This window comes from Flavobacterium sp. 270 (assembly GCF_004368785.1).
GTDB lineage: Bacteria > Bacteroidota > Bacteroidia > Flavobacteriales > Flavobacteriaceae > Flavobacterium.
This window is the reverse complement of sequence record NZ_SODM01000002.1, coordinates 294,504-316,714: the sequence shown is the minus strand read 5'-3', so window position 1 is coordinate 316,714 and position 22,211 is coordinate 294,504. Positions and strand designations below refer to the sequence as shown.

Annotated in this window: 21 protein-coding genes; 1 reads left to right on the top strand and 20 read right to left on the bottom strand. The window is 33.8% G+C overall.

What is annotated here, in order from left to right; translation table 11 throughout:
- Positions 1-288: 288 nt before the first annotated feature.
- From EV144_RS08685 to EV144_RS08660, 6 genes are all read right to left on the bottom strand, one after another.
- Positions 289-1,245, bottom strand: coding sequence for a geranylgeranylglycerol-phosphate geranylgeranyltransferase (locus tag EV144_RS08685; protein WP_134148037.1), 957 nt, complete (start codon positions 1,243-1,245; stop codon positions 289-291).
- A gap of 50 nt (positions 1,246-1,295) precedes the next feature.
- Positions 1,296-1,883: a DUF502 domain-containing protein gene (locus EV144_RS08680; RefSeq protein ID WP_134148035.1), complete on the bottom strand. Its 588-nt coding sequence runs from the start codon at positions 1,881-1,883 to the stop codon at positions 1,296-1,298.
- Positions 1,884-1,994: 111 nt separating this feature from the next.
- The gene (locus EV144_RS08675) at positions 1,995-2,933 is read right to left on the bottom strand and encodes a mevalonate kinase (RefSeq protein ID WP_134148033.1); all 939 of its coding nucleotides are present in this window, start codon (positions 2,931-2,933) and stop codon (positions 1,995-1,997) included.
- An 8-nt stretch (positions 2,934-2,941) separates the two neighbouring features.
- Positions 2,942-3,244: a type II toxin-antitoxin system RelE/ParE family toxin gene (locus EV144_RS08670; protein ID WP_166670553.1), complete on the bottom strand. Its 303-nt coding sequence runs from the start codon at positions 3,242-3,244 to the stop codon at positions 2,942-2,944.
- Positions 3,244-3,462 (bottom strand): hypothetical protein, encoded by a 219-nt coding sequence (locus EV144_RS08665; RefSeq protein ID WP_134148029.1) that lies wholly within the window; start codon positions 3,460-3,462, stop codon positions 3,244-3,246. The genes EV144_RS08670 and EV144_RS08665 overlap by 1 nt, the downstream gene beginning before the upstream one ends.
- Positions 3,463-3,493: 31 nt before the next feature.
- Positions 3,494-4,606, bottom strand: a complete 1,113-nt coding sequence (locus EV144_RS08660; RefSeq protein WP_134148028.1) for a diphosphomevalonate/mevalonate 3,5-bisphosphate decarboxylase family protein — start codon at positions 4,604-4,606, stop codon at positions 3,494-3,496.
- A 151-nt stretch (positions 4,607-4,757) separates the two neighbouring features.
- On the opposite strand from EV144_RS08660, the gene EV144_RS08655 reads away from it, so the two are divergent.
- Complete coding sequence (locus EV144_RS08655; protein ID WP_134148026.1) at positions 4,758-5,234, top strand: TspO/MBR family protein; 477 nt, start codon at positions 4,758-4,760, stop codon at positions 5,232-5,234.
- Between the two features lie 29 nt (positions 5,235-5,263).
- Here the strand turns inward: EV144_RS08655 and EV144_RS08650 are convergent, their stop codons facing one another.
- The 14 genes from EV144_RS08650 to EV144_RS08585 all read right to left on the bottom strand — a co-directional run bounded on the left by EV144_RS08650 (position 5,264) and on the right by EV144_RS08585 (position 22,130).
- The gene (locus tag EV144_RS08650; protein ID WP_134148024.1) at positions 5,264-5,980 is read right to left on the bottom strand and encodes a hypothetical protein; all 717 of its coding nucleotides are present in this window, start codon (positions 5,978-5,980) and stop codon (positions 5,264-5,266) included.
- Positions 5,981-5,990: 10 nt separating this feature from the next.
- On the bottom strand, positions 5,991-6,722 hold the full coding sequence (locus tag EV144_RS08645; RefSeq protein WP_134148022.1) for a hypothetical protein: 732 nt from the start codon (positions 6,720-6,722) through the stop codon (positions 5,991-5,993).
- 85 nt (positions 6,723-6,807) lie between these two features.
- The gene (locus EV144_RS08640) at positions 6,808-7,470 is read right to left on the bottom strand and encodes an MBL fold metallo-hydrolase (RefSeq protein ID WP_134148020.1); all 663 of its coding nucleotides are present in this window, start codon (positions 7,468-7,470) and stop codon (positions 6,808-6,810) included.
- Positions 7,471-7,537: 67 nt separating this feature from the next.
- A complete protein-coding gene (locus tag EV144_RS08635; protein WP_134148018.1) occupies positions 7,538-8,110 on the bottom strand; it encodes a Crp/Fnr family transcriptional regulator in 573 nt (190 codons plus the stop codon).
- A gap of 2 nt (positions 8,111-8,112) precedes the next feature.
- Positions 8,113-8,760 (bottom strand): HAD family hydrolase, encoded by a 648-nt coding sequence (locus EV144_RS08630; protein WP_134148016.1) that lies wholly within the window; start codon positions 8,758-8,760, stop codon positions 8,113-8,115.
- A 7-nt stretch (positions 8,761-8,767) separates the two neighbouring features.
- Positions 8,768-9,976, bottom strand: a complete 1,209-nt coding sequence (locus EV144_RS08625) for an NAD(P)/FAD-dependent oxidoreductase (RefSeq protein ID WP_134148014.1) — start codon at positions 9,974-9,976, stop codon at positions 8,768-8,770.
- A gap of 171 nt (positions 9,977-10,147) precedes the next feature.
- Complete coding sequence (locus tag EV144_RS08620) at positions 10,148-10,825, bottom strand: glycerophosphodiester phosphodiesterase (RefSeq protein WP_134148012.1); 678 nt, start codon at positions 10,823-10,825, stop codon at positions 10,148-10,150.
- Positions 10,826-10,984: 159 nt separating this feature from the next.
- Positions 10,985-12,649 (bottom strand): alpha-amylase family glycosyl hydrolase, encoded by a 1,665-nt coding sequence (locus EV144_RS08615; RefSeq protein WP_134148010.1) that lies wholly within the window; start codon positions 12,647-12,649, stop codon positions 10,985-10,987.
- A gap of 199 nt (positions 12,650-12,848) precedes the next feature.
- Positions 12,849-14,723 carry a glycoside hydrolase family 13 protein gene (locus EV144_RS08610; RefSeq protein ID WP_134148008.1) on the bottom strand — a complete coding sequence of 625 codons (1,875 nt, stop codon included), beginning with the start codon at positions 14,721-14,723 and terminating at the stop codon, positions 12,849-12,851.
- A gap of 26 nt (positions 14,724-14,749) precedes the next feature.
- Positions 14,750-15,292 (bottom strand): hypothetical protein, encoded by a 543-nt coding sequence (locus tag EV144_RS08605; RefSeq protein ID WP_134148006.1) that lies wholly within the window; start codon positions 15,290-15,292, stop codon positions 14,750-14,752.
- A 185-nt stretch (positions 15,293-15,477) separates the two neighbouring features.
- Positions 15,478-17,592 carry a glycoside hydrolase family 97 protein gene (locus tag EV144_RS08600; RefSeq protein ID WP_134148004.1) on the bottom strand — a complete coding sequence of 705 codons (2,115 nt, stop codon included), beginning with the start codon at positions 17,590-17,592 and terminating at the stop codon, positions 15,478-15,480.
- A gap of 28 nt (positions 17,593-17,620) precedes the next feature.
- Complete coding sequence (locus tag EV144_RS08595; RefSeq protein WP_134148002.1) at positions 17,621-19,924, bottom strand: glycoside hydrolase family 65 protein; 2,304 nt, start codon at positions 19,922-19,924, stop codon at positions 17,621-17,623.
- Positions 19,925-20,104: 180 nt separating this feature from the next.
- Positions 20,105-20,758, bottom strand: coding sequence for a beta-phosphoglucomutase (gene pgmB, locus EV144_RS08590; RefSeq protein WP_134148001.1), 654 nt, complete (start codon positions 20,756-20,758; stop codon positions 20,105-20,107).
- A 16-nt stretch (positions 20,759-20,774) separates the two neighbouring features.
- The gene (locus EV144_RS08585; protein WP_134147999.1) at positions 20,775-22,130 is read right to left on the bottom strand and encodes an MFS transporter; all 1,356 of its coding nucleotides are present in this window, start codon (positions 22,128-22,130) and stop codon (positions 20,775-20,777) included.
- Positions 22,131-22,211: the final 81 nt, after the last annotated feature.

Sequence of the window (22,211 nt, the reverse complement as noted above, 5' to 3'; positions counted from 1 at the left end):
TAAGTTCGTTGTTCTTAGATTAATACCCGTAATGTTTTGATGATCAGAAGCATCACAATTGGCATTTATTCAAACATAGTTCCCGCTGTTCATTCCAAATCTTTTATTTTTTTAAAGGAAAAAAATAAAAGGATTTTCCCTTCCATCGGGGCTAGATACAATCAAAAGGCTTCTTTTAAAAAATTAAAGAAAGATCAAATTACAAAAACGAGATTAAAATTTTAAAATCAATAAAAATAAAACCAGTGAAAATCTGTTGAATGCGCAAAATCTACGAGCCAAAAAAAATTAAGATTTCAAAAGCAGGCTTTTCCCATGCCAAAGTACGCTGGGATTTATAAGCACAATACAAAAAACGCCCGAAACAATCAGGAATTTCAAAACATTGTGCAAAAGTAAATATTGTTCCTTAGAATTGGATCTCCATAAATAAAGCAAGAAAAAAAGCATTGCCACATAACAAGCATAAAAATAGATATCCATATAACCTACATCATAAACGTTGACCAAAATATAAACCGGAATCAAGGTTAAAAATGTCAGAGCAGTAATAATTTGTTTAGAAGTCCTTTCATTATATAAAATCGGAATTGTTCTGTAATCGTTAGCCAAATCACCTTTCAGATTCTCCAAATCTTTTATCATTTCGCGAATCAGCAACAATAAAAATAAGAAAATAGCATGTGCCGAAATAACCACAAAATGACTCATATGATCTTCGATTTCTTCAAAAGAAACAGAATTGTAGAAATACCATAAAATCGCAAAAAACGGAATAACCGCCAATAAAGCAGCAGTCAAATTGCCTACAATAGGATATTTTTTTATTTTATGAGAGTAAAACCAAACCAGAAAAATATAACCGGAAAAAAACAAAAAAGCCCGCCACGAAACAAACAAAGCCATCAAAGCAGCAATAAAATTTGAAGTAAAATAAACTGATAGTTTCGTTTTCTGACTCACCAATCTATCCAGCATCGATTTGTTCGGTCTGTTAATTAAGTCTTTCTGACTATCGTAAAAATTATTGATAATATATCCAGAAGCAATTGTAAGCGCCGAAGCAAAAACAATCAAAAACAATTTAAAATCAAGGAGAATTTCTAAAGCTCCTTTTTCTGGAGCCAATATAAAAATCGAAGATAAATATTGTGCTAAAACAATAATAGGAATGTTATAACCTCTTACTACAGAGAACAAACTAATAACTTTCATCGCTAAAATTTTATTCTTTCTGCTTAACATTAGTGGTTTAGTGGGGTTATATTATTTTAAAATGCAATTGTATATTAATGCTAAAGTACATCTTTTAATAAATTTGAAGAACCAAATCCAAGTTTTCTTATGCAAGCCATAGCTTCCTTTTGCGAAATAGGAACTTCTTTAATGCGTTCTTTTTCCATAAAATAAACACCTCCACTCATTGGGTTTGGTGCATCTGGAACAAAAACAGTAAAATGATCTTCATTAATCTGCTCAATTAAAAAAGCAAATTGCCACCCATCATCTACACGGGCCAAAATCACTTTCAGGTTTTCATTTTGAATTCCTAAGAGCTTTTCATTGATTCCTTTCATAAACGAATATCCAGGAATCAAACTTAAAATACTGTCTTCAAGTTTCGAAATCAAATTTTTTGCAGCTTTCGTTTTAGCTATTATACCAGCCAGAAAACAAATAACAATAATGATCAGCAATCCTATTATTTCCTGCAGTGCCAATCCTAATATTTTTACTTTTGGCAGATGACTCGATAAAGGAAGTGTTATTTTCTGTACAATATGATATACTTTTTCAATAAGAATTAAAAGCACAGCAATTGGCACTAAGAAAAGAATCCCTCCAATAAAAGTAGTTTTAATAATCCTTAAAATGCTTTTCATATTGCTGAGTATAAATTTTTTATAAAAAAATACGACAAAGTAACAAAATCAAAAGGCAGATAGAATAATAACTACTGAATGTAAACGATAAATTTTAGGATAAATTATAAATTAAAATTGATAAACAACTTCTAATTTATAGTCTTTCAAAGAAACCTTGGCGCGTTCTAAATCTTCTGTAAAACCAAGAATATAACCGCCGCCACCAGAACCACAAAGTTTTAAATAATAATCGTTTGTGTCAATTCCGTGCTGCCAGATTCCGTGAAATTGTTCTGGAATCATTGGCTTAAAGTTATTTAAAACAACTTTAGAAAGTTTCTTTGTATTGGTAAATAACGATTTCATGTCTCCATGCAAAAAGTTTTCTACGCAAGCATCAGTGTATTTTACAAACTGGTTTTTCAGCATCGTACGGAAACCTTTATCTTTAAGGTTTTCCATAAAAATGTTTACCATTGGAGCCGTTTCGCCTACAATTCCAGAATCTAATAAAAACACAGCGCCTTTCCCGTCAAAACTTTGAGTAGGAATTCCTGTAGCTTCAATATTATCTTTAGAATTAATTAAAATCGGAATGCTCAAATAACTGTTTAAAGGATCTAAACCAGAACTTTTTCCGTGGAAAAAACTCTCCATTTGAGAAAATATATTTTTAAGCTGTAATAGTTTTTCACGAGTTAAATTCTCTAAAACTGTAATCTTATTGGTTGCATATTTATCATAAATTGCCGCAACAAGAGCACCGCTGCTTCCAACTCCGTAACCTTGCGGAATACTAGAATCGAAATACATACCCGTTTCAACATCATTTTTTAGAGTTGTCAAATCAAAAGCAACCAATTCTGGCTGTTCTGTTTGTAAAGTTTCAAGATAAACAACATAACGTTTTAAACTTGAATTTGATGCAATAGCTTCCGCCGAAGGTTCTTCGGATTTCTTTAATGTACCATTGTAAAAATTATAAGGAATAGAAAGTCCCTTAGAGTCGCGGATAATTCCGTATTCTCCAAAGAGTAATATTTTCGAGTAAAATAATGGTCCTTTCATGTTTTTATTTAATGTCTTTTGTTTATTTTATTTGGATCTTGTCTGGTGTCGAAAATGGTATGAATTTTAATCTCATTTGAACTAAAAGTGTATAACAAACTTGATTGTTTTGTTATTACGCATTTACGATATTTTTTATTGATGGATGATTTTGGAAAAACCTCAGGATTCATAATTATTATTGAAATTGCTTTTTCAAACTTTATAATAAACATTTTTTTAGATTTTTCAGACCATCTTGCTTCAATAAAATCTAGAACATCATTTAAATTTTTCTCAGCTGTCTTTGAGAAATTTACTTTTAGATTCACTATCTGTATTTTTTCATCACATCTTCGTAACTGATAACTTCACCTCTTTCAAATTCTAATTCACTTTGAGTTATATCAGCTTTCTGTTGCTCAGTCAAATCATCCCACCAATCTTTTTTCTTTTTTTCAAGCATTTTTTTAACTTTCATTATCAATGAATGATCATCCGTTTCCTGCAACATTTTCATTGCTTCTTCTCTGTCTAATTGAATATCCATAACTAATAAATTTAACTAAAGATACGGAAAATTACAATGCAATTGCACCGTTTCCAATTTCGTCGCAAATGTATTGACTATTCTGACAAAATGCAACTAAATCAGCTTGAATAAATTGAAGTACTTTTTCTTTAACGTTTTCAGGATAAAGTACATGAACATTCGCTCCGGCATCCAAAGTAAAACATACTGGAATCTGGGTTTCGGCTCTAAATTTCCAGATTGCATTGATGATTTGCAGTGTATTTGGCTTCATCAAAATATAATAAGGCATCGAAGTCATCATCATAGCATGCAAAGTCAATGCTTCACTTTCTACAACTTTGATAAATTCCTCGATATTTCCATTTTCAAAAATCGAAATCAACAAATCCAGATTTTCGTGCGCCTGTGCAAAACGTCTTTCCGCATACGGATGATTATGCATTAAATCATGTCCGACAGTACTCGAAACTTGTTTTTCGCCTTTATCAACCAATAAAATAGTATCCTGATAATTCTTGAAATTTTGATGAATTGTATGCGGAAATTCAACTCCAAATAAATCAGAACTTCCTTCAATATTTGCTTGATTTCCCCAAACAACAACTTGTCCTTTTACACTTCTGCAAGCGCTTCCTGAACCTAAGCGCGCTAAAAAAGATGCTTTTTGATAGAAATACTCATCCGTCATTTCTGGGTTTAGCTTTTTTTCCAAACTCATAAAATTCATCGCCAAAGCAGCCATTCCAGAAGCCGAAGAAGCAATTCCTGAACTGTGCGGAAATGTATTTTGTGTATCAATCGTAAAATGATAATCTTTCAAAAACGGCAGATAAACTTCAATTCTTTCTAAAAACTTCTGAATTTTTGGTTTAAAATCTTCTTTTGGTTTTCCTTCAAAAAGTAAATCAAAAGAAAAACCATTTGACACATTGAGCAATCCCGAAACTTCGGGAGAAATGTCTTTTTTCGAAAAAGCAACTTTAGTAATCGTTTTGCAATTATTTAGCGTAAAACTTACCGAAGGATTTGCCGGAATCTGATTGTCTTTTTTCCCCCAATATTTAACTAATGCAATATTGCTGGGAGCGCTCCACTCAAAGTTTCCGTTTTCGATTGTTGAAGTGTATTTATTTGGAATAAAATCAGCTGCTGTAAACATGAATTATAAAATTTTGGCAAAGATAGTTTTAAAATATTCAACCATATAAGTTATATAAGAAATTATAAACCAAGCTTAAACTAAAATGAACTTATATAGCTTATACGGTTTGAAATTTCTTTTGTTTATTTTTGGCTAAAAATTAAATAGAATGAATAAGACCGTCAAAATTATAATAGCTTTAATTGTTTGTTTAGCAGTTGGATATTCTGCAAGTTTGGTAACAAGACCAAGTGTAGAAACATGGTATCCGACAATTGCAAAACCAGTTTTTAATCCGCCCAATTGGATTTTTATGCCAATGTGGACATTGCTTTATATTTTAATGGCTGTTGCCGCAGGGTTGGTTTGGGATAAAATAAAAGAACAAAATGAGGAAGTAAAGAAAGCTTTAGGCTTCTTTTTGATTCAATTGACTTTGAATGCTATTTGGTCTTATTTATTCTTCGGATTAAAAAATCCGATGCTGGCTTTGGTAGAAATTGTTCTTTTATGGCTGATGATTTATGAAACCTATCTAAAATTTATCAAAATCAATAAAACTGCGGGATATTTATTGATTCCTTATATGGCTTGGGTGGGTTTTGCTGCTATTTTGAATGCTAGTATTTGGTGGTTGAATAAATAGATTTTTGTTTAATGACAATTCTCATGTAACTATTTTAGGTTCTTAAATTCTTCATTTTTAGCATACAAAAAATCCATAACGGCCAAAATATTTGGATGTTCTAAAAGTGTTTTAGATTTTGGATCGGCATCGCAAAAATCTAGAAAAATTTCTTTTTCTTCAGGCTTTATCTTTAAATCTTTAATGAAAAAATCTGAAGAACAAGAAGCAATTACAAGTTTTTTAAAACGATGGTCATCTTCAATTTTTTGCTTTGGTCTATCAAAAATAGGGTGATTGTAACTTATAGCATTTACAATTCTTCCATCATTAATATGTAAATATTGTTGGTTTAAATCATTAAATTTTTTTCGGTTTTGTATTTCTTTAATTGCTTCTCGATTATAAACATTATCAACAATTTTTATACTTTTAATTTTGGTGATAACTACTTCATTTAATTCCTCAGTTTTCGGAATCAAGTTTACGACAAGATTGTTTGTAGTTATATCTTCATTAGAGATTTTTAAACGGGTGAAGAAATAATCTTTAGCAAAAAACAATAAGCTATCATGAACTTTTACTGAAATAGAAAATTCTCCAGAAGCGTTTGTGGTGGTGCTTGTTTTGGCTGTTTTATTAATAACTTCTACATTTTTTAGAGCTAAATTTTGAGAAATAACTTTTCCGTGAAGTAATTTCTCCGTTTGAGAGATACTATATTGATAGGTAAAAAATGAAATAGTTGTGAGTAGTTTTACTTTCATAAAATGGTTTTTAGTTTTTAATGCCAGAATTCAGTTTTTTAAACTCTTCATTTTTTTTATATAAAAAGTCCATTGTATAAAGTAAATTTTTCTGCTGTACAAGAATTTTTGATTGTGGGTCTGCATCGCAAAATTGAATAAAAAGCTCTTTTTCCTCAGGTTTTAATTTTAAATCTTTAATAAAATAATCTTCTGAGCAAGTTGTTTCGATTAAATCTTTAAAACTTATTTCTGGAGTTTTCTTTTTAGGTTTCTCTTTGTCTTTCTTAAATAAATCTACAATCATACTGCCAGCTGCAATTAGATTTATTCCGCCCGGAATATTCCCCATATAAACTCCTGTAGCGCTTTGTAATGGACTATATGGAACAATAAGAGAATTTCTGTTTGATTTTACGTGGTCAAATTTGATTTTAGTAATTACAACTTCTTCAAGTTCTTCGGGTTTTAAAACCATTTTTACAACAAGATTATTGGTTTGAATTTGTTCTGAAGTAACTTTCAAACGGGAAAAAAAATAATCTTTGTGAAAGAAAAGCAAACTGTCTTTCGGGTTGATCAAAATTAAAAACTCGCCTAATTCATTTGTCCGTGTACTGGTTTTTGCTGTTTTGTTGATAACCTCGATTCCTTTGAGTGGATAATTTTGATCAATGACTTTTCCGCTAAGAAGTTTTTCTGTTTGGGAAATAGTAAGCTGATAAGTGAAAAAAGAAATTGTGGTAAGTAATTTTACTTTCATACAAGATTAATTTGTTGAAAGTAAAATTATTAGAATGCTCTTAATGAAAACTTACGGATTCTGTAAATTCTTGTTAATTATTTAATTAGCGTTTTGAAAATTTCTCCAATTCGCCATTATTAAATAAAACAGGACCATGCCCAAAACAAAGTATTTTTGGTTTTAAAGAAGCTAATTTCAAAATGGATTTTCGATTAGTTTCTTTATCAGATGTAAATAAACTCGGTGGTTCATGAAGCCCAACTATTGTTGTTAAAAGATTCATATTGGTCATGACATCACCCACAATTAAAACGCCGTCTTTTTCTCTGAAAAAAGATAAATGACCTTTTGAATGTCCTGGTGTTTCAATAACTGTAAATCCGCCAATTATATCATTTTCTTTTAAAGTTTGAGAAACTGGATGACCTTTTCCGGCCCAGAAATTTTGCTGAAATTTGGAGATAAAATGATTTGGATTCGGATATTCAAATGTAACATTTCCATTTTCAGCCAAAGCTTTTTCAGGTTCACTGCATAAAAGCGGAATCCCTAAAGTCTCGCAGATTACTTTACTGCTTCCCTGATGATCGGCGTGGGCGTGTGTAAGTGCGTGTTTGGTTATGGATTTGTTTTTTAAAGCTTTTAAAATTGTACTTCCGGAACTTCTGATTCCAGAGTCAATTAAAACATCTTCAATTACATAACAATTTATGGCATTTCTTGGAAATAGGGAAATCTGATAAACGTCTTTGGCAATATTTTTCATCTTTTGCAATTTTATTTTGACAAAGATTTGAATTCCGCTTCTCAATCCACTTGATAAATGTTAAGAATTAAGAAATACTTTGGCGGATTCGGCTCAAAGATTCGGGCGTAATCCCGAGAAACGAAGCAATGTAAATTAAAGGTGTTCGTTGAATTATTTTGGCCGGAGCCGATTCTAAAAAAGCAAGATATTTTTCTTTGGCGGGAATCATTTGCAGTTTTAAAACACGATCTGCCATGCAAAGGTAATTTTGTTCAGCTAAAATTCTCCCTACGCGTTCCCAGTTTGGAATTTCCTTGTAAAGAGATTGCATATTTTCAAAAGTAATCGAAAGAACTTCACAATCTTCAAGACACTGAATATTCTCAAATGATTGTGTTTGATTTATAAAACTGGAATACGAAGCAATAAAACCCTCATCACAGCTTAAATAAGTAGTAATTTCTTTTCCGTCTTTTAAATAATAAACTCGTGCTAAACCATTTAAAATGAAAAAAATCCTGTTGCTGATTTTTCCCATTTTAGAAATATATTCTTTAGAATTGAATTTTTCATATTCAAAACAAGAAGCAATTTTCTCAATTTCATTTTCAGAAAAAGAGGCAATTGCTGTGATTTGCTTTTGTAATGAAGAATGCATTTTTATAGGATTTCAATTAATTCCGAAGCTTTATGAATCACCACTTTTGCACCGCTTTGTTTCAATTCTTCTTCGGTTCTGTAACCCCAGGTAACGCCGACAGGAAACATATTTGCATTAACGGCAGTCTGCATATCAATATCAGAATCGCCTACAAAAAGAACTTCTTCCGGACTTAAATTCCATTTTTTACTGATTGCTACAGCCTCAAACGGATTTGGTTTTTTCAATTCTTCCGTGCTTAAACCAACCGCTTCGTCAAAATGTTCTGGAAATATTTCGGACACTATTTTCTTCGTCAGTTCATCTGCTTTATTAGAAAAAACAGCCATTCTGATATTTTCCAAAGCCGGATTATTTAGTAAATCTAAAATGCCGTCGTATGGTTTTGTTTTTAAAGTACAGATTTTGCGATATTCGGTTATCATAAAATCAAAACAAATTTGAACCTGCTCATCAGAATTATGCGTTGAAGGCAAAGCTTTGCTGACCAGATTTCGCAAACCACTTCCAATAAAATATTGATAAGTATCGTATGTGTGAGTGGGGTGATTTAAATCTGTTAAAACAATATTCATGGCATCTGAAATATCGTGTAATGAATTCACTAATGTTCCGTCTAAATCAAAAATAATTCCTTTAAATTTCATTTTATTCTTAAATATTATTTGCCACAATAAAACCGCTTGTCCATGCATTTTGAAAATTGAAACCGCCTGTAATGGCATCAATATTTACAATTTCTCCAGCAAAATAAAGATTTTCGTGCAGTTTACTTTCCATAGTTTTAAAGTTGATTTCTTTTAAATCGATTCCTCCAGCCGTTACAAATTCTTCCTTAAAAGTACTTTTTCCGTTTACCTGAAATTTTGCTTTTGTAAGCTGTAAAGCCAGATTTTGCAACTGATTTTTAGATAAGTCAGCCCATTTGGTTTCTGCATCAATTTCTGAAGCCAAAACCAAACTTTCCCACAAACGATTTGGGAAATCAAATGGGGATTTTTTAGAAACTGCTTTTTTTGCATGTTCCTGTTTTAAATCTTTGAGGATTTTTTCTGCGTCTTCAGTATCAACATCATTTAACCAATTCACAAAAATCGTAAACTGATAATTTTTATCGAATAAAGTTCTGGCACCCCAAGCCGAAAGTTTTAAGATTGCAGGACCACTCATTCCCCAATGTGTGATTAATAAAGGTCCCGTTGATTCTAGCTTTGTATCTTTTACGTTTACAGTTACCTGCGCCGCAACGCCCGGTAATTCTTTTATACGGGAATCTTTAATATTAAAAGTAAATAGGGAAGGAACGGGGCTTACAATCGCGTGACCTTGTTCCTGAAGCATTTCCCAAATTTTTGGATTGCTCCCGGTTGCCATTACTAATTTTTCACAAGCATAATTTTCAATTTGCGTGTCAATTTTCCAATGATTTTCTTTCTTGAAAATAGATTGTACACTTTGTCCTGTAAGTACTTTTATACCTAATTTTTCGGTTGCTTTTAAGAAACAATCGATAATTGTCTGCGAAGAATTCGAAACGGGAAACATTCGCCCGTCTTCTTCGATTTTTAATTCGACACGATGTTTTTCAAACCATTCGATAGTGTCGCCGGAACAAAATTGATGAAATGGCCCGCGAAGTTCTTTTTCGCCACGCGGATAAAATTTGACTAATTCATTCGGTTCAAAACAGGCGTGTGTCACGTTGCATCGCCCGCCTCCGGAAACGCGGACTTTAGAAAGGACTTCTTTTCCTCTTTCTAAAATAGCAATTTTCAGTTTCGGATTTTTCTCAGCAATATTAATGGCTGTAAAAAATCCTGCAGCGCCTCCGCCAACGATAATTATGTCGAAATTTTTAATCATAATTTTTTTTGGTTGCCACGAATTACACGAATTGGCACTAATTTTTTTCTGCCACAGATTATACAGATTAAAAGGATTTTTGCTTTGCAACTTTGTCAAAGTTTTAAACTTTGACAAAGTTTCTCATGATTTAATTCGTGAAAATTTGTGTAATTCGTGGCTAACTTTACTTTATATTTTGTCTGGAAAATCACTAATGATTCCGTTTACGTTGTAACTTTTTATTTTTTGAATATCTTCTTCAATATTAACCGTCCACGGTAAAACCAGAAATCCTTTTTCCTGAATGGCTTTTGTGTTTTCCTCATTCAATAAATGATAATACGGATGAATGGCTTTTGCTTTTATTGTTTCGGCGAAAGCCACAGCCAAATCAAGATTGGTTTCTGCTAAAACTCCAATTGGAATTTTAGAATCTAAATTGTGAACTTCCTGCAAAGCATTCCAATCAAAACTCGAAACGATAAAATGCTCGTAACTCCAATTTCTATCCGAAACATATTCATCGATTAATGAAACAACTTTCGTTAAAGTATCGGCATTTTTTAATTCGATGTTGATCAGGCATTTTTTATTTACCAAGTCAAAAACTTCTTTTAAAGTTGGAATTTCGTATTGACCGTCGATTAAAAAACGCTTTAATTCCGGCAAAGATAAGGTATTTACAAAACCTTTTCCGTTGGTCATTTTATCGATGGTTTCGTCGTGAATTACAATGATATTTCCGTCGGCGCTTAAGTGAACGTCGAGTTCGATTCCATCTGCATTTAAGTCTAATGCTTTTTGAAAAGCTTTTAACGTGTTTTCAGGTTCGTATGCTTTGGCGCCTCTGTGTGCTATTTTCAGCATTTTTTTTGAATAAGGTTCAGAGATGCAAAGGTACAAAGGTGCAAAGAAAGTAAAATGGGATTTTTAAATAATCTGTGTAAAAAAAGGTTTCTCGCAGATTTAGCAGATTCGACAGATTTTTTTATCTGCATAATCTGCATAATCTGCGAGAGAAAAAATTTAAATTTTCTCCAGTAAAATAATTCCGTATTGACTATCAATAATCACTTTTCCATTCATAACTTCTGTTTCCTGATCAGAGAAACAGTCTCTTACTTTTGTTCCGTTTTCGAAAATGGTGTTTACAGGAAGTTCTTTTTTTCCTTCCGGTAAATCCAAACCAATGATTACTTTATCTGTAAATGAACCTTTAGAATATGTTCTTGAAAATACGTAATGTTCGCTTTCAATTTTTGAATGGATTCCGGCACCAATGGCAGGATGATTTCGTCTAAATTGACCTAATTTCTGCCAATGCCAAAGCATTCTCTGTGTGTCAGAATTGTTTTGAATATCGTCCCAATTCATGCTCGAACGCAAAGTCGCATCTCCCTGAGCGTCTTCAATTACCAAAGAACGATTCGATTCGTCGCCATAGTAAACCTGAGATATTCCGGGTGAAAGCAATAATTTAGTTCCTGCTTCAAAACCTCTTGAGCGATTGGCATCAAAAGGCTGACCGTCGTCGTGTGAAGATATATAATTAAGAACTGAATAACCTTTTAACTCATTATTTAAATGATTGGAATATTTCGAAAACAAAGTCTCATAATCGCTTTGTCCGGCATTCCACTTAAATTCAAAATTAATCATGCTGTTGAAGCCGTTTTGAAAATAATTGACTTTTCGATCACCAAAATCATAATCCTGACCACCGCTGATTCCGTAACCGTAAACTTCGGCAATCGTATAAAACGGGTTTTGATCTAAAACCTGAAGAGGATAATTTTGTTTCCAATTCGCGAAAGCATAATCACATTCTTTTTTAAAATCGGCCCAAACGCCTTCTTCGGTATGTTTTACAGTATCGGCGCGGTAACCGTCAATTCCGAATTCGGTAATATAGTCGGTAAGCCATTTTATGATGTAATATTTTGGACTTCTTGGATATCCTGTTCTTTTGAAGAATTCGTCTAACGAAGCAATTTCTTTTTCGTAACGGCCTTCTTTTTTCCATTTTTCAATCAAAAAAGGAGGAAGTTCTACATTTTGAGTGCTTTCAGTTTTGACATCCGGAAGATTTTCGACTAAAGTACACATTGTTGTGTTTTCGAAAGATTTGTAATCGCAGACAACGCCTGTTCTAACCCAGTCCGAAGGCCAAACGGGATCTTCTGGAGTTACGGGTCCGGTGTGATTAATAACGCCATCCAGAACAATTCTGATGCCGTGTTCGTGCGCTTTTTTAACCAATTTTGCTAAATCTTCTTTTGTTCCGAAGTTGGGATCAAGAGCTGTCCAGTCTTTCGCCCAATAACCGTGAAAACCATAACTCAATCCGGTTCCTTCGTCAACGCCGTCGTGAATCTGCTCTACAATCGGTGTAAACCAAATCGCATTGATTCCGAGTTTGTCGAAGTAACCTTCTTCGATTTTTTTTGTAATTCCTATAATGTCACCGCCTTCAAATCCGCGGAGTTTTCCGGGAGTTTTGGTTCGGTTAAAATTGATGTCGTTGGATTTATCTCCGTTGTAAAAACGGTCTGTAAGTAAAAAATAAACATTTGCGCCTTCCCAAACGAAAGGTGTCTTTGAAATATCTGTATTCATTAAAACTGATTTTGAGCCAGAACAACTCGTAATTATGAATATTAAAGATAAAGAAAGGATAGCGTATTTTTTCATTATTTAGGAATTTTTTAGACGTACATAATGTTGAAAAAAATAGCCACGAATTCACGAATTTTTATTCTCAAAGATTGTGAAAAATAATTCGTGAATTCGTGGCGAAAAAAAAATAGTTTCTCGCAGATCTCGCAGATTCAGCAGATTTTCTTTTTAAATTATCTGCTCAATCTCCTAAATCTGCGAGAGAAAAATATTGTTATTCCAATTCTAAAACCACTGCCGATTTTGGTTCCAATTTAATTTCAGAACTTAAATCAAATGTTTTTCCGGTGATCACATCTTTTCCTGATTTAAAGTTTTTGATGTTTTCTTTAAAACGGTTTGTTTTTACAACTTGCTCTTTTGCATTGTTATTGAAAACGACCATTACCGTTTTTGCATCTGTATATCTGAAATACACATAAGTATTGTTTTCCGGAATATAATGCGTCATTTTTCCGAAATGAACGGCTTCGTTTGTTTTTCTCCAGTTGAATAATTTTGAAGTGAAATCAAAGTAAGAAGCCTGTTGTGCCGTTCTTCCTTCTTTTGTGAAAGCATTGTTTTTATCGCCAGCCCATCCGCCTGGGAAATCCTGACGAATATCGGCATCACCTTTGCTTTTGTCTCCGCCCATTCCGATTTCTGAACCGTAATATACTTGGGGAATTCCGCGAATTGTTGCCAATAAAGTCATAGCCAGTTTGTATTTTGGAAGATCATATTTGAATTTATCATTCATACGATCTGTATCGTGATTTTCGGCAAAAACCAAAATGTTATTGGTGTTTGGATATAGAAAATCCATTGCAAAATTGTTGTAGAATTTAATCAATCCGTTTTCCCAAGTTGGTTCGTCTTCGTTGAAAGTAGAAGTTACCTGACTTTGAAGCGTAAAATCCATTACACTTGGAAGATTCGAATTGTAGTTTTCAATTGCCCCAACTTTACTGTCTTTCTGCCAAAAAGCTAGATTTGCCTGATTGTGCATCCAGATTTCACCTACAATATTAAAGTTTGGATATTCATCTGTAATCGCTTTTGCCCAATTTGACATTGCTGTTTTGTCTGAATAATTATAAGTATCAACACGGAAACCGTCAAGATTTGCAAATTCAATCCACCAAATAGCGTTTTGCGTTAAGTATTTTGCCACAAGCGGATTTCTTAAATTCAAATCCGGCATAGAAGGTACGAACCAACCATCAACACAAACTTCCTGATCTATTTTTGAAGCATGAATATCTGTAATTACCTCGCGTCTGTGATGTGTTTGCGTGAAAGTTTCGAATTGGTTGAACCAGGTTTTGGTTGGCATATCTTTCATCATCCAATGTGTAATTCCCCAATGATTGGTTACATAATCCATAACCAGTTTCATGTTTTTTTTGTGCATTTCTGCAGATAAGCGCGCGTAATCATCATTGGTTCCGTATCGCGGATCAATTTTGTAAACGTCCGATTGTCCGTAAGTATGGTATGAATGCTGTTTGTCGTTGTCTTCGCATAAAGGCGTGCTCCAAATTGTCGTTGCGCCAAGAGACGAAATATAATCTAAGTTTTTGATAATTCCTTCGAGATCTCCGCCGTGACGCCCGCCCGGTTCTGCGCGGTTTCCTTTTTCAGTTAAAACAGGATCGCTGTCGTTTTTCGGATTTCCGTTAGCAAAACGATCCGGCATAATTAAATACATCATGTCTGATGCATCGTAACTTTTTCTGTCAGCAGAATTGGCTCTTCTTTCTTTAAGCGAATATTTTTGAGTAAAAGCGACTTTGTTTTTCAATTTAAAAGAAAAAACAAGCTCAGAAGCTTTTAAGTTTTGTGTATCAATTGTAATGAAAACGTAGTTAGGGTTTTCTGTTTTTTCTACATTTTTAATCGCAACATTGTTGGAAACCGAAGCTTCATATTGTGCAATATTTTTTCCGTAGAACATAATCTGTACTTCCGGATTTTTCATTCCGGCGTACCAGAAAGGCGGTTCTACTTTTTGGATTTGCGCTTTCGCGGAAGCGGTAAATAAGAGAACCAGTAGAATTAGTTTGTAGAATAGATGGTTTGTAGTAAAGTATGTTTTTTGGATATTCATAATTTGAATTTTAAATTAATGAAGATTTAATTGTTGATGTTTTTTATAGGCGGTGGAGGAGGAGGTGGAAAAACGGAATCTGAAGTTTTATAAATAAGATGTTTATTAGTCTTCTTTAAATGAAGGTTTTTCTTGACCTTGTTTATCCATCCCGCAATTGAATCAATCTCTTTCGGAGTTTTATGGCTATGAGCAAATATTGTTTTGCTTTTATTGTCTTTTTTTATAGCAATTGCATAACAACTTCCATCAAGATAATGTTCGTAGTATTCTGATTTATATTTGAAGAGATTGACTTTTTCTATATAATTATATAGTTTTAGTTTTTCTTCGAGATTTATAATTCCATAATATTGTGTTTTGCTTTTTGGATCAGAGATACTGTCGTCAAAGTCTTTCGCAATCCATTTTTGATATACATAAACAGTATCATTGTCAGTGAATTTAAGAGAATAAACTTCACTAAATGTTCCTCCAAAAGAATATTCTAGAGAATCAAAAGTTTTCTCTTTTTTATCACAACTTAAAAGAAATAAACTTGAAATAATTATTGTAAATGATTTTTTCATAATCTGAATTACTGAAAAATTATACTTCCTGCAAGGTTTTCAAAACCTTGTAGGTATATCTTATATAAACTTATAGATGTACTTTGAGTATATTAAACCTACAAGGTTTTGAAAACCTTGCAGGAAGTAAGCTTTATAAAAAAAGACAAGCAATCTTGGGGAAAATTACCTGTCTTTTTAGGGTGTTATTTGGTTTCGATAATACTTATTGCATATCCTCCGCCCGGAGCAGAAAGCTGCGATAATTTTGATTTGTTTGTTACAGCAATTTTCTTGATGGTGTAAGCCTGCGGATTTGTTTTGTAATGCGCATCTTTTGCATCAGCATAAATTGTTGCCGTGTACTTTTTGCCTTTTTCAAGGAAACTGAAATCTATGTTTGACGTACGAGAAGTTTCTCCGTTTACGTTTCCTACGAACCAGTTGTTTGTTCCTTTTGCTTTACGGGCAACAGTGATAAAATCTCCCGGCTCAGCCTCGATATATTTACTTTCAGACCAGTCAACTGCTACATCTTTAATGAATTGGAAAGCATCTGGAAAACGATTATAATTCTCTGGAGTATCAGCAGCCATTTGCAACGGGCTATACATAGTTACATACAATGCCAATTGGTTACAGATAGTACTATTTACGTGAGATTTGTTGTCCGGATTCATTTTACTGATATCCATTTCGAAGATTCCAGGAGTGTAATCCATTGGACCACCGATTAATCTTGTAAATGGCAATACTGTAACGTGATTTGGTTTAGAACCACCAAAAGCTTGGTATTCTGTTCCTCTTGCTGCTTCGTTTCCAATTAAGTTCGGATATGTTCTGCAGATTCCTGTTGGACGAACGGCTTCGTGAGCGTTCACCATAATTTTATAATCTGCTGCTTTTTCGATTGCGTATTGATAATGGTTTACAATCCATTGATCGTAATGATTTTCACCGCGAGGTAAAATATCTCCAACGTAACCGCTTTTTACAGCGTCGTATCCGTTGTCTTTCATGAATTTATAAGCAGCATCCATGTGGCGCTCGTAGTTACGAACAGAACCAGAAGTTTCGTGGTGCATGATGATTTTTACGCCTTTAGATTTTGCGTATTCGTGCAGACCTTTCACATCAAAATCTGGGTAAGGTGTTACGAAATCAAAAACATAATCTTTAGAATGTCCAAACCAGTCTTCCCAGCCTTCGTTCCAGCCTTCAACCAAAACAGCATCAAAACCATTTGTAGCTGCAAAATCAATGTATTTTTTTACGTTAGCATTGTTTGCTCCGTGTGTTCCGCTTGGTTTTGCTTTTGAGAAATCAGAAACTCCCAATTGAACTGTTGGAAAATCATTTGTGTACGACCAAGAACTTTTTCCTGTAATCATTTCCCACCAAACTCCGATATATTTTACGGGTTTAATCCAAGAAGTATCGTCAATTTTTGAAGGATCATTTAAGTTTAAAGTCATTTTTGAAGCTAAGATTTCTCTCGCGTCGTCGCTTACCATAATTGTTCTCCAAGGAGAATGACTTGGCGCTTGCATATAACCTTTGTCACCTTTTGCATCTGGCGTTAACCAAGATTCGAAAATCATGTTTTTATCATCCAGATTCAAATGCATACAAGAATAGTTGATCAAAGCAGCTTCGTGTAAGTTGATGTAAATTCCGTCAGCCGTTTTTAGCATTAATGAAGTCTGAACTCCTGTTGGAGAAAAGTTTTTTTGCGAAACGTTTGCTGTATATGCTTTTTGAGATAAACCTCTAATTTCAGACAATTTCGATTTTGTATAATCGTATTCCTGAGTATCATAATCTCCCGGAATCCAAAAAGCAGTATGATCTCCAGTCATGGCAAATTGAGATCTTTCTTCTTTAATTACGAAATAAGTAAGATTCTTTTGCGCTGGAAATTCATATCTAAATCCTAAACCGTCATCAAACAAACGAAAACGAATTACGATTTGTCTGTCTGTACTTTTTTGGTTTAATGTTACAGCCAATTCGTTATAATGATTTCTAATGTTGTCCACTTCGCCCCAAACCGGTTTCCAGGTTTCGTCAAAAGTGGTGGTTTTAGAATCAGCAATTGTAAAATCGTTTAGTAGAGATTTTTTGTCGTCTTTAAGTTCAAGACCCAATTTACTTGTTTTTACAACTTCCTTGTTTTTGTATTTTAAATTGTAAGTTGGAGTTCCGTCGCTTTGAAGCGAAAATTCCATTACGAACTTTCCTTCGGGAGATTTTAATTGTTGCGCTTTAGCAATTGTGCTAACCGCAAACAGAACTAAACTTGCGAAAAATAAGTTTTTCATGTTTTTTAAGTTTTAAGTGTATTGTAATTTAATTTATTTGAACGAATTTACTTATTGTTTGTGGTTTTCCATTCACTATAATTGTTAAATCCTGATCGCCATCAACAGTAAAAGTTGTTTCGTTATGATTTACAGTTACTTTCAAAATTTGATTTCTGAAATTGATTTTAAACGAATAGCCTTTCCACTCTTTCGGGATTTTTGGTGCAAAATGCAATTGATCATTTACAACTCGCATACCACCAAAACCTTCAACAATACTCATCCAAGTTCCGGCCATAGACGTGATGTGACAACCTTCTTCTACTTCTTTATTGTAATCGTCTAAGTCTAAACGAGAAGTTCTTAAATAGAATGTATACGCCATATCCATTTTGTCTAAAGCTGCAGCCTGAATCGAGTGTACGCAAGGGGAAAGCGAACTTTCGTGAACGGTAAACGATTCGTAAAACTCAAAATTACGTTTTAGTTCTTCTTTAGAAAAATGACTTTCGAAGAAATAAAAACACTGCAAAACGTCGGCTTGTTTGATGTATGGCGAACGTAAAACACGATCCCAAGACCATTTTTGGTTAATTGGACGTTGTGATTTATCTAAATCTTTTACGGGAACTAAATCTTTGTCTAAGAAACCGTCTTGTTGTAAATAAACTCCCAATTCTTCTGAAACAGGGAAATACATATCATTAGACACTTTTTTCCATTCGAGAATTTCAGCAACTTCAAGATTTGTTTTTTCTAGAATACGTTTGTGATCTTCAGGATATTCTGAAGCAACTTTATCAATTTGTTCAGCAGCAAAATCGATACACCATTTTGCAATATAATTGGTGTAGAAATTATTGTTGATATTGTTTTCGTATTCGTTTGGACCTGTAACACCAAGAATTACGTACTGACTTTTAACAGTAGAAAAAGAGGCTCTTTGGTGCCAGAAACGCGCAATCCCGATTAAAACTTCTAATCCTTTTTCTGGGATATAAGAGTAATCTCCGGTGTAACGGTAATAGTTGAAAATCGCAAAAGCAATCGCACCATTTCTGTGGATTTCTTCGTGTGTGATTTCCCATTCGTTGTGGCATTCTTCACCATTCATGGTAACCATTGGATAAAGTGCAGCGCCGTTTTTGAACCCTAAATTATCTTTTGCATTTTCAATCGCTTTGTCTAATTGATTGAAACGATACGTCAATAAATTTCTTGCAACTTGTTGATCTTTAGTAGCCATATAAAATGGAATACAATAAGCCTCAGTGTCCCAATATGTAGATCCGCCGTATTTTTCTCCGGTAAATCCTTTTGGTCCAATGTTTAATCGGCTGTCTTTTCCGGAATACGTTTGGTTTAATTGAAAAATATTGAAACGAATTCCCTGCTGTGCTTTCACATCGCCTTCAATAGTAATATCTGACATTTCCCAGATTTTTGCCCAGGCATCAATTTGGTTTTGAAGTAAAGTTTCATAACCTAAACCAACTGCAGATTTGATTACTTTTTCGGCTCCAGCCAAAGTATTTTCGTGATTTAAAGAAACAGTATATCCGCCAATTTTTTGAATTGATGAGGTTTGTCCTTTTGCAATAATAGTTCCGTATGTATATTGAACTTTGTCTGTTGTTGAATCGATTGTGGAAGGTGAAACATTAATATTTTCTCCGTTTGCCAAAATCGTGTTGTGCATGAAAGTCGTAACTTTAAAATGCGTTTTGAAAGTCTGCGCGGTTACAAAAGCTTCATTTGTACCTTTTTTAACTTCAAGCGGTTCCCAGAATTTTTCTTCCCAGTTCGCATCCTCATTGGTTACTCCAGCATCGATATACGGTTTGTAAACGATTTTAGCATCTTTGTTTAAAGGCGTAATATCGTATTTGATAACTCCGGCTTCATCTAAATCCATAGAAAGAAAACGACGAACGTTTACCGCGATTTCGGTTCCGTTTTTCAGCACTGCTTCAAAAGAACGGTTGTACCATCCTTCTTGCATGTTTAGTTCTCTGCGGAAATTTCTAACTTCGGTACAATTGTTTAAATCAAGATTTTCTTCATTGATTTCAATGTCAATTCCAATCCAGTTTGGCGCATTTAATACTTTGGCAAAATATTTCGGATAACCGTTTTTCCACCAGCCCACTTTTGTTTTGTCCGGATAATAAATTCCTGCAATATAACTTCCCTGGAAAGTTTCTCCAGTGTATTTTTCTTCAAAATTGGCACGTTGTCCCATAGCACCGTTTCCGATACTAAAAAGACTTTCAGACGATTTTACGCTGTCTGCATCAAATCCTTCTTCGATGATCGACCAATTGTCTGGTTTTATATAATCTTGATTCATTTTTTAAATTAGATAATTTTTTAATTAGAAAATGTGCCAATTTGAATAATTAGATAATTATTCGTTGACTTTTTTCTAATGAATTGCTGTTGTTTTACATTTTTTTAATTGAGAGAATTTATCAATTAGATGACTGGATAATTCTCTCGGAAGGAATTATCTAATCGTCACATTTTCTAATTATCCAATTAATTCCTCAATAAAGCTTGGGTCGATTTCGGTGAAATCTTTAAAAATATAATCGGCTTCATGTAAAATTGTTTCCTCACCAATTCCAACACTTACCATTTCTCCTATGTTTGCTGCCTGAATTCCGGCAATAGAATCTTCAAATACAATTGCATTTTTCGGATCAATGTTTAATAATTGAGCTGCTTTTAAAAATACTTCAGGATCTGGTTTTGCATTGGTAACGTCGTTTCCGTCAACAATAACATCGAAGTAAGAGATGATCCCTGTTTTTTCTAAAATTGGTCTTGCATTTTTACTGGCTGAGCCCAGTGCAATTCCTTGGTTTTTATCTTTTAATAGTTTTAGAATTGTAAAAACTCCTGGAAGAATCTCGCTTTCGTCCATGTCAACTAAATAAGATAAGTAATCTTCATTTTTTTGAATTAAAAATTTGTCTTTATCTGCCTGCGAAACAGTAACATTTCCTAATTCAAGAATAATATCTAAAGAACGAACACGACTTACGCCTTTAAGTAACTCGTTGTTTTCGTGTGTAAAGTTTATGTTTAATGACTGTGCAATTTTTTGCCAAGCCAAAAAGTGATATTTGGCAGTGTCTACGATTACACCGTCAAGATCGAATATGAATGCTTTTTTCATTATAAGTAGTGGTTCTTATTTATGATTTAATAGTAATGTCGTCAACATCTTTTACTTTGTAAACTAATGCCGCAGCGATTAAGAAACTTACACCGCTTGTAATTAGGGCATAAATTGCGTCGCCATTATAAAGATATTTTACAATTGGCCCGCCAATAAGTGCATTTACAATCTGCGGAATAACTACGAAGAAGTTAAAGATTCCCATGTAAACACCCATTTTTTTAGGGGTTATAGATCCTGCAAGAATTGCGTATGGCATTGCCAGAATACTTGCCCAAGCCACGCCAATTAAAATCATTGGTAGAACAACCCAGTCTTCATTAGGCATAAAATAAATAGAAATTAATCCGATTCCTCCAATGACTAAAGAGAGAGAATGTGTTGATTTTCGTCCGATTTTTTTAGCGATGTATGGCAGAAAAAATAGTGCGATAATGGCTGAAACTAAATTGTAAACACCAAATAGAATTCCGACCCAGTCGCCGGCGTCTTGATATTGCTGACTTGAGGTGTCGCTTAACGGCAAATGGTAAATGTGATGTGCAATTGCCGGAGTGGTAAAAACCCACATTCCGAATAAACCAAACCAAGAAAAAAACTGTACCCAGCTTAACTGACGCATTGTGGTTGGCATTTTTGCAAAATCTGTAAAAATGTCTGAAAGTTTTGATTTTTCTTCTTCTTTGATTTCTTCCTCGTTTTGAGGGTCTTCAAAATTGGCTAATTCTTCTGGCGAATATTCTTTAGTAGAAAATAAGGTAACTAAAATTGAACCAATTAAAACTGCTGCACCAATAATGAACGACAAAGTTAAATTTAGCGGTACACTTCCCGGAACAGCACTGTTTGAAACATGAAACCATTTTGCTAAAACGTAAGGCAGGGCAGAACCAATTACGGCTCCAAAACCAATTAATGAAGTTTGAATACTAAAACCGGCAGTACGCTGATCTGTTCTTAAATTATCTCCAACCAAAGCACGGAAAGGTTCCATTGCAATGTTGAAAGAAGCATCCATGATCATTAACATTCCAGCTCCGACCCATAAAGCAGGCAATACAGAAATGAAAATATTAGCCTGTGGCATTAAAACTAAACCGACAGAGGCTAAAATTGCGCCAACTAAAAAGAAAGGCTTTCGTCTTCCGAATCTTCCCCAGGTTTTATCGCTGTAATGACCAATAACAGGCTGCACTATTAATCCCATAAGGGGAGCAATAATCCAGAACCACGAAAGTTCATGTACGTCGGCACCAAAAATTTGAAGAATTCTGCTGGCATTTGCATTTTGTAATGCAAACCCCATTTGTATTCCCAAGAAACCGAAACTCATGTTCCAAATTTCCCAGAAACTTAATTTACGCTTTTCCATTATCGTAATTTGAAAAATTATACGATAAGCGCTTTGCTTATCAAAACTTACTATTTTTTCGAAGTAAAAGTAAAAGCTTTG